Origin of the sequence: Glutamicibacter uratoxydans (assembly GCF_006539925.1) — a bacterium.
Taxonomy (GTDB): domain Bacteria; phylum Actinomycetota; class Actinomycetes; order Actinomycetales; family Micrococcaceae; genus Glutamicibacter; species Glutamicibacter uratoxydans.
In genome coordinates this window covers 20,796-27,703 of record NZ_BJNY01000028.1, presented here as the reverse complement: position 1 = coordinate 27,703, position 6,908 = coordinate 20,796, and the positions used below count along the sequence as shown (strand labels likewise).

The following is a 6,908-nucleotide window of genomic DNA, read 5'->3' as shown; positions in this document are numbered from 1 at the left end:
CGGTTCGCCTTCGCAGTCTCCATCGGAGAAGCCGTCTGAGACGCCGTCGAAGTCGCCGAAGCCTAGCCAGACTCCGAAGCCGACCAGCCCGAGCGCCGACCCGGAGCCTACCGAAAGTGCTTTGCCGACAACTCCAACAGAGTCAGCCGAGCCCGAACCTGAGCCAAGTGAAACGAGCAAAGCACCGGTAGAAACAGAAGCGCCTAAAGTGCCAGAAGGATCGGAAAACAGCCAAGCGCCGGAGAAGACCGCAGAGCCATCTGCCGCGCCAAGCAGCAAGCCGGCGGAGCCCGTGCAGCCCACAACGGCACCGAGCAAGTCAAGCGCAACTACCAAGCCGGCAGAACCTAAACCAGTTGACAAGCCAAGCCCAAGCAAAATCAGCTCAGAGGCTCCAAGCCCAACGGTGAAGGCCACGGCCAGCGTGCCGAAATCCAGCACCAAGGCAGTTGAGGTGCAAAAGCCTCAAGCCAGCGTCGAAACTCAGTCCGTCAAGGCGGCAACCCCGAAGGGAACCGCAAAAGACGAACCTGCTGAAGGCAAATCGACCGCGCCTGCCGCCACGGTGAAGCAACAGCCAAAAGCCAAACCATAACCGGAGTTCAGGCTGTCGAAATGCCGCCCCTGGAAGTTGCTTTCAGGGGCGGCATGCTCCTGCGCAGCATCCTTGACCAATCTCACCGTGTGTACCGGGTTAGCCGGGGCCGTGATTCTTGATATTCTTATAAGTCGAGTCCTGTGCGATTTTAATTCGCACCACAAGACCTATCGAAAGAAGTGCCCGGCACGTGTTTAATTCACTTTCCGATCGCCTGACAGCAACCTTCAAGAACCTGCGCGGCAAGGGCCGCCTGTCCGAGGCAGACGTAGACGGTACAGTACGCGAAATCCGTCGCGCCCTGCTGGACGCTGACGTTGCCGTGCCGGTGGTCCGCGCCTTTGTGGCCCAGGTGAAGGAACGTGCACTGGGCGCCGAAGTTTCCGAGTCCCTGAACCCGGGCCAGCAGGTCGTCAAGATCGTCAATGAGGAGCTCGTTGCGATCCTCGGCGGCGAGACCCGCCGCCTGAACCTGGCGAAGAACCCTCCGACGGTCATCATGCTCGCAGGTCTGCAGGGTGCCGGTAAGACCACCCTGGCCGGCAAGCTGGCCAAGCACCTGAAGGCCGAAGGCCACACCCCAATGCTGGTAGCCTGCGACCTTCAGCGCCCCAACGCTGTTAAGCAGCTGCAGATCAACGGCGAACGCGCCGGCGTGCCGGTCTACGCACCGCACCCGGGCGTGTCCTCCGAGTTCGACACCCCAACCGGCGACCCGGTAGCGGTAGCCCGCGACGGCGTCGCCGAGGCCAAGTCCAAGCTGCATGACATCGTCATCGTCGACACCGCCGGCCGTCTGGGCGTCGACACCGAAATGATGCAGCAGGCCGCGAACATCCGCGCCGCCATCAACCCTGATGAAGTGCTCTTCGTCATCGACGCGATGATCGGCCAGGACGCGGTCAACACCGCCCAGGCCTTCCACGAGGGCGTCGACTTCACCGGCGTTGTCCTGTCCAAGCTGGACGGCGATGCCCGCGGTGGCGCCGCGCTGTCGGTGGCCTCCGTGACCGGCAAGCCGGTCATGTTCGCCTCCACCGGCGAGAACCTGGATGACTTCGAAATCTTCCACCCGGACCGCATGGCCAGCCGCATCCTGGACATGGGCGACGTGCTCACCCTGATTGAGCAGGCTGAGAAGAACTGGGACAAGGGCGAAGCCGAGCGCATGGCGAAGAAGTTCGCCGACCAGGAAGACTTCACCCTCGACGACTTCCTGATGCAGATGGCCCAGATCAAGAAGATGGGCTCGATGAAGAAGCTGCTGGGCATGATGCCCGGCGCACAGATTTCCCGCCAGCAGCTCGAGCAGTTCGATGAGCGCCAGATCGACCGCGTGGAAGCCATCGTCCGCTCGATGACTCCGCACGAGCGTGTGGCGCCGAAGATCATCAACGGTTCGCGCCGTGCCCGCATCGCCAAGGGCTCCGGCGTCTCGGTCTCCGAGGTGAACCAGATGCTTGAGCGCTTCACCGAAGCGCAGAAGATGATGAAGAAGATGGCAGCCGGCGGCGGCATCCCGGGCATGCCGGGTGCAGGCCGCGGAGCCGCCCGCAAGGCGAAGGCCAAGGGCAAGGGCAAGAAGCAGGTCAAGTACGGCAACCCTGCCAAGGCTGCGCAGGCCCAGCTGGAAGCCTCGCAGAAGAAGGCTTCCGCGCCAAGCGGTGCAGCGTTTGGCCAGGGCGCCCAGGACTTCGATCCGTCGAGCCTGAACCTGCCGGCAGGATTCGAAAAATACCTAGGCAAGAAGTAGGAACTTCCTCATAGTTCAACAGCCAGGCCGCCAGTGGACACCAACTGGCGGCCTTTGGCCTGTCTATGATGGAAGTACCCCCAAAAAACCAGTCCCTCCGAACCAAAAAAGAGGTTTCCTTTTCGTGGAGTCAACCGAGTTCAGCAACCTCAACATTGAATTCATCTTCTTAGGTCACAAGCCTGATGCCGCCGAGGTGGTGCGCACCGCGCTGGCAGACCGCCGACTCCTCGGGTTCGTTTCCGGCGCTGTTGAACGCGAACTTGCCACCGAAGTGCTGGCAGAGGTGGCCACCGTCACCGAAGCGCGCGATGCGGTGCTCTACCGGGTGGACGCCAAGGGCAAGCTGCGCGAAGGCTCCCGGGTGACCCGCCTGGTCCACGAATTGAAGAACTCCACCGGGGCCGACTACGTGCTGGTCAACGGCGAGGAAATCGACGGGCCCACCCCTGATGAAGAAGTCCTGGGGGACTACCCCTCCAGCATGGAACTGGTCCACGGCCCCAAGCTGAAGAGCCCCGAGGTGGTGCTGGCCTCCGGCATTGCCGAGAACGTGCTGACCTTCTGGGACTCGGGCACTGGGCTGATGGCCATGCCTGCCGAGCCGATCGACATCACCATGATCGCCCGCTCCAACCGCCCGGTGCTCTCGGTGACCCGCACCGGGGCCACGATCAGCGCGCTGGTGCTGGGCAGGCCCTCGGGTCTCGGGTCGCTGGGCCGCTCCACCGGCTACTACGTCGACCTGTCCCGAACCACGATCATCGACCCGGACGCGGGCAGCCAGGGTGCGGCGCTGCTGGAGCAGCTTGATGCAAGCCTGCTGGGCTGGGATGACGCAGACATCGGGAACCTCAGCGCATTCATCACCGATGCCGCAGCGCTGGAGCGGGCCAAGGAGCTAGTCTCCCAGCCGGCCACCTTGGAAGGGCTGCGGGAATTCGTGGCCCTGCTGGGCTTTGACGACAGCAGCATCAACTACTTGATGGAACAGCCGCTGCCTGCCAACGTGCGCGTCGTGCTCACCGGCGGAGCGGTAGACACCATCAAGGCCGTGCTGGGCGAGTTCGAACGCGAAGCCACCGGCATCGCCAAGCTCGCCTTCCGCTATAACTGGAAGCCCAAGGCACTGATCGGATCCTCGTTCGCAGTGCTCGCCTCCGGCGCGGCTGCCCATGCGCTGCTGTCCAAGTCCAAGACGTTCGCGTGGGTCCCTGCCGGGGCGCGCAGGCTGCTCATGGCCGCCTGGTACGCAGACGGAGCTTTCTACCTGGCCAAGGGAATCTTCGCGTCTTTGCGCGGCTCGAAGGCGAAATAATTTCGTTCTATGGCAGTGCAGCGCCCCGACCGGTATTACTACCGTCCGGGGCGCTTTCTAGTTGCATGCTGATTATGGCAGCTGCGGGTCAACCTCAAAGTGCTCGGCGACCTGGGTGATGACTTCGCCGGCACCCTGCAGTGATACGGAAGAGAGGAAGATCGAGTCGTCAACCGGCATGACTTCGCCGGTCAGTTTCTTCCACAGGGGGTTGGACGTGAACTTCTTCTCCTGATCACGCGAAGCGTCGCCTTCGGCGCCTTCAGGAGCCCACGTCGACTGGAAGATGACCTTGGCATCCGCCTTCAGGATTTCTTCAGGGCTCAACGGAACAAAGATGGACTCGGTAGTGTCAGGGGCATCCTTCGGACGAGGGATGCCCATGTCCACCATGATCTCGCCAATGAATGAATCGGTGGCGTAGAGGCGTGCGGTGTCTTCCCCGGCGAAGCGCACCAGCGAGTAGGTGGTGTCCTTATCCTTGGCGAGGATTTCCTTGCCAACGGCTGCTGCGCGGGCCTCGTAGTCGGCTACTGCCTTTTTGGCCTCATCTTCCTTGCCGATCGACTCGCCCAGCAGAACAACGTTCTCCTTCCAGGTCGGTCCGGTGGACTCGGAGAAGACGGTAGGTGCGATCTTCTGCAGCTGGTCGAACATTGCACCCTGGCGCACGTCGGCGGAAATGATGATATCCGGGTCTGCGGCCAGCAGCTTTTCCAGGTCAGGTTCAGCAATGGTGCCCACGTTGACCGCCTCGTCAGTCAATTCGGAGACGTCGCCGAGGTACTCCGGAAATTCGTTGCCGGACTTGCGGTATTCGGTGTAGGCAACCAGTTCTGCACCCAGCAGCAAAGTTGCGTCCACATAGGATGGATCCAGCGCGGCTACACGCAGTGGACGTTCCGGGATTTCGGCCTTGCCGCGGAAGTGCTCCACCGTGCGGGGGAAGGCTGCGTCCGCCGCTGCGCCGCTTTGCGACGTTTCGGAAGCCGAAGGGGTGGAACCGGCGCAGCCGGTCAGGGCAACAGCGGCGACACCGGAGACTGCTGCGAGGCGTAATACACGGGAGAAATTCATGTGAATACTTTCGTTACGAGTGATTAGCGAAATTGAGCCTTGGGTAATTAGCTTAGGGTAAACTCAGTACGCGAAAAGAAACATTAGCACGGAACAAATCCTGGGCGGAACCACGAGAGCCCAGCAAGGAAATATTGAACGCTCAACGCATACCTCGACGCGTTGCGCTGTTGGCCATTGTGCTGACTGCGGTGCTTCTGAGCATCGCCGCCAGTCTGTGGATCGGCAGTACAACATCCACCATAAGTGAACTGTGGCATGCAGTAGTCACGCCCAACGACCAGGTAAGCGACATTGCCATCCGTGAGATCCGTTGGCCGCGCACCGTCACTGCACTGGCTGCCGGCGCGGCCTTGGGGGTGGCCGGAACATTGATCCAGGGGCACACGCGCAACCCAATTGCAGATCCTGGACTATTGGGCATCAACCAGGGCGCCGCTGTGATGATCGTGGCAGTGACCGTATTCTTTGGCCCCCAGAACCCTTGGAGCCAAGCCTTGCTGGCGCTAGCTGGGGCCCTGCTGGCGGCACTGGCGGTCTTCGGCATTGCCCGCATCGATGGGCGCGGTGCTTCTCCAACCACCTTGGTCCTCGTGGGTGCTGCGGTGACCGCCCTGTGTGCCGCCGTGGTTTCCGCCGTAGTGCTGCTCAGTGAGGCGGCCCTTGAAACACTTCGCTTCTGGCAGGTCGGTTCCGTGGTCCAGGGCTATCAGTCAGCCCTGATGCTCTGGCCGCTGCTGGCCCTGGGCCTGGGGCTGGCATCGATCAACGCGGGGCAGCTTAATGTCTTGACCCTCGGCGAGGACTCCGCCGCCAGCCTAGGGGTTAGCGCCATAAAGTCTCGGATCACGGGCCTAGCCGCGATGGTGGTACTCTCCGGATTCGCCGTGACCCTGGCCGGCCCCATTGCATTCCTTGGCCTGGTTGTTCCACATCTGGTCCGCTATTTCTTCGGAGCCGACTACCGCTGGCTTATCCCCGCTGCCGCATTGAGTGGAGCGTTGTTCCTCTGCCTAAGTGATATCCTCGGCCGGTTGCTGGCCCGCCCTGGCGAGCTGCCGGTGGGCGTCGTTGTGGCGCTGATCGGCGCGCCGTTCTTTATCCATGTGGCCCACCGGCGCCGGGCGGTGAGTGTGTGAAGAATCTGAATCCCGCGCTGTTCTCAGCCCTGGCCCTTGCCTTTATTGCCGTGCTGGCCATCGGTGTGCATGTTGCCGTGGGCGGTACGGCCATCGCACTGAATGACGTGTTCTCTACGCTCTTCGGCTTCCCGCCCGATGGGCGCACGGCACTGATGATCTATGAATTCCGCCTTCCGCGCACCCTCGCCGCGATCACCGCTGGCGTGGGATTCGGTGTGGCTGGCGCATTGACGCAGAATGTCGCCCGCAATCCGCTGGCCAGCCCGGACATTCTAGGTGTCACCAATGGCGCCTCGGCCGGAGCGGTGGCGGCCATGGCCGCGGTGGCTCAGTTGTCCTGGCTGCCTGCAGGGTTTGGCCAGTGGGGAATGCCCGTGTTCGCCGTGGCTGGCGGCGTGCTGGTCACCGTCATCGTCTTCGCTGTGGTGTGGCGCAGCAATCTCGAAAGCAACAGGCTGGTGCTTGTCGGCATTGGAATGAGCGGATTGTGCGCGGCGCTGACCTCCTGGATGCTCACTCTGGGCGAGGTGGTTAATGCCCAGCAGGCGCTGACCTGGATGGCGGGAACTGTCAACGGCCTGTCATGGCAGGACCTGGCTATAGCCCCATTGGTTATTGCCATCTGCGCAGTCATCGCAGTGGTGCTTCGTCCACAGCGGGAGGTTCTTGCTATGGATGCCGACACAGCGCGGGGTCTGGGGTCCGAGGTGGCAAGGGACCGGCTGGTGCTGCTGGGCTTGGCGACCATCATGGCGGTGGCGGCTACTGTGGTGGCTGGTCCGCTTGCCTTCGTGGCTCTGGCCAGTGGCCATGCAGCCCGTATTCTCTCGCGCAGCATTGTTCCGCCGGTGGTTCACAGTGCCTTACTGGGAATGATCTTCGTGCTGGCAGCGGACCTGCTGGCTGCCAGAACGTTTTCCGTAGCGCTGCCAGCGGGTGTGGCCACGGCCGTGATTGGTGCGCCGTACCTGATGTTCCTGGTCGTGCAGCAGGCGAGGACCCGGAACATCAGGTAACACA

Annotated in this window: 7 protein-coding genes; 4 read left to right on the top strand and 3 right to left on the bottom strand. The window is 62.3% G+C overall.

The genetic code is table 11. The features are described 5' to 3' along the window. Both AUR04nite_RS16905 and AUR04nite_RS18190 read right to left on the bottom strand, forming a co-directional pair. A partial coding sequence (locus AUR04nite_RS16905) for a hypothetical protein (protein ID WP_218024701.1) occupies nucleotides 1–441 on the bottom strand: 441 nt, incomplete at its 3' end. A 42-nt stretch (nucleotides 442–483) separates the two neighbouring features. Then, nucleotides 484–675 (bottom strand): hypothetical protein, encoded by a 192-nt coding sequence (locus AUR04nite_RS18190; RefSeq protein WP_141367323.1) that lies wholly within the window; start codon nucleotides 673–675, stop codon nucleotides 484–486. 113 nt (nucleotides 676–788) lie between these two features. On the opposite strand from AUR04nite_RS18190, the gene ffh reads away from it, so the two are divergent. Together ffh and AUR04nite_RS16890 are read left to right on the top strand one after the other, a co-directional pair. Next, complete coding sequence (gene ffh / locus AUR04nite_RS16895) at nucleotides 789–2,351, top strand: signal recognition particle protein (protein WP_141367321.1); 1,563 nt, start codon at nucleotides 789–791, stop codon at nucleotides 2,349–2,351. Between the two features lie 124 nt (nucleotides 2,352–2,475). Then, complete coding sequence (locus tag AUR04nite_RS16890) at nucleotides 2,476–3,669, top strand: hypothetical protein (protein WP_141367319.1); 1,194 nt, start codon at nucleotides 2,476–2,478, stop codon at nucleotides 3,667–3,669. Between the two features lie 72 nt (nucleotides 3,670–3,741). Here the strand turns inward: AUR04nite_RS16890 and AUR04nite_RS16885 are convergent, their stop codons facing one another. Continuing rightward, on the bottom strand, nucleotides 3,742–4,746 hold the full coding sequence (locus tag AUR04nite_RS16885) for an ABC transporter substrate-binding protein (protein WP_141367317.1): 1,005 nt from the start codon (nucleotides 4,744–4,746) through the stop codon (nucleotides 3,742–3,744). Nucleotides 4,747–4,880: 134 nt separating this feature from the next. Between AUR04nite_RS16885 and AUR04nite_RS16880 the strand changes: the two genes are divergently transcribed. Beyond that, entirely contained in the window at nucleotides 4,881–5,885 is a 1,005-nt protein-coding gene (locus AUR04nite_RS16880; RefSeq protein ID WP_246055584.1) for a FecCD family ABC transporter permease, read from the top strand. Continuing rightward, nucleotides 5,882–6,904 (top strand): FecCD family ABC transporter permease, encoded by a 1,023-nt coding sequence (locus tag AUR04nite_RS16875; protein WP_141367315.1) that lies wholly within the window; start codon nucleotides 5,882–5,884, stop codon nucleotides 6,902–6,904. Before AUR04nite_RS16880 ends, AUR04nite_RS16875 begins: the two co-directional genes overlap by 4 nt. Nucleotides 6,905–6,908: the final 4 nt, after the last annotated feature.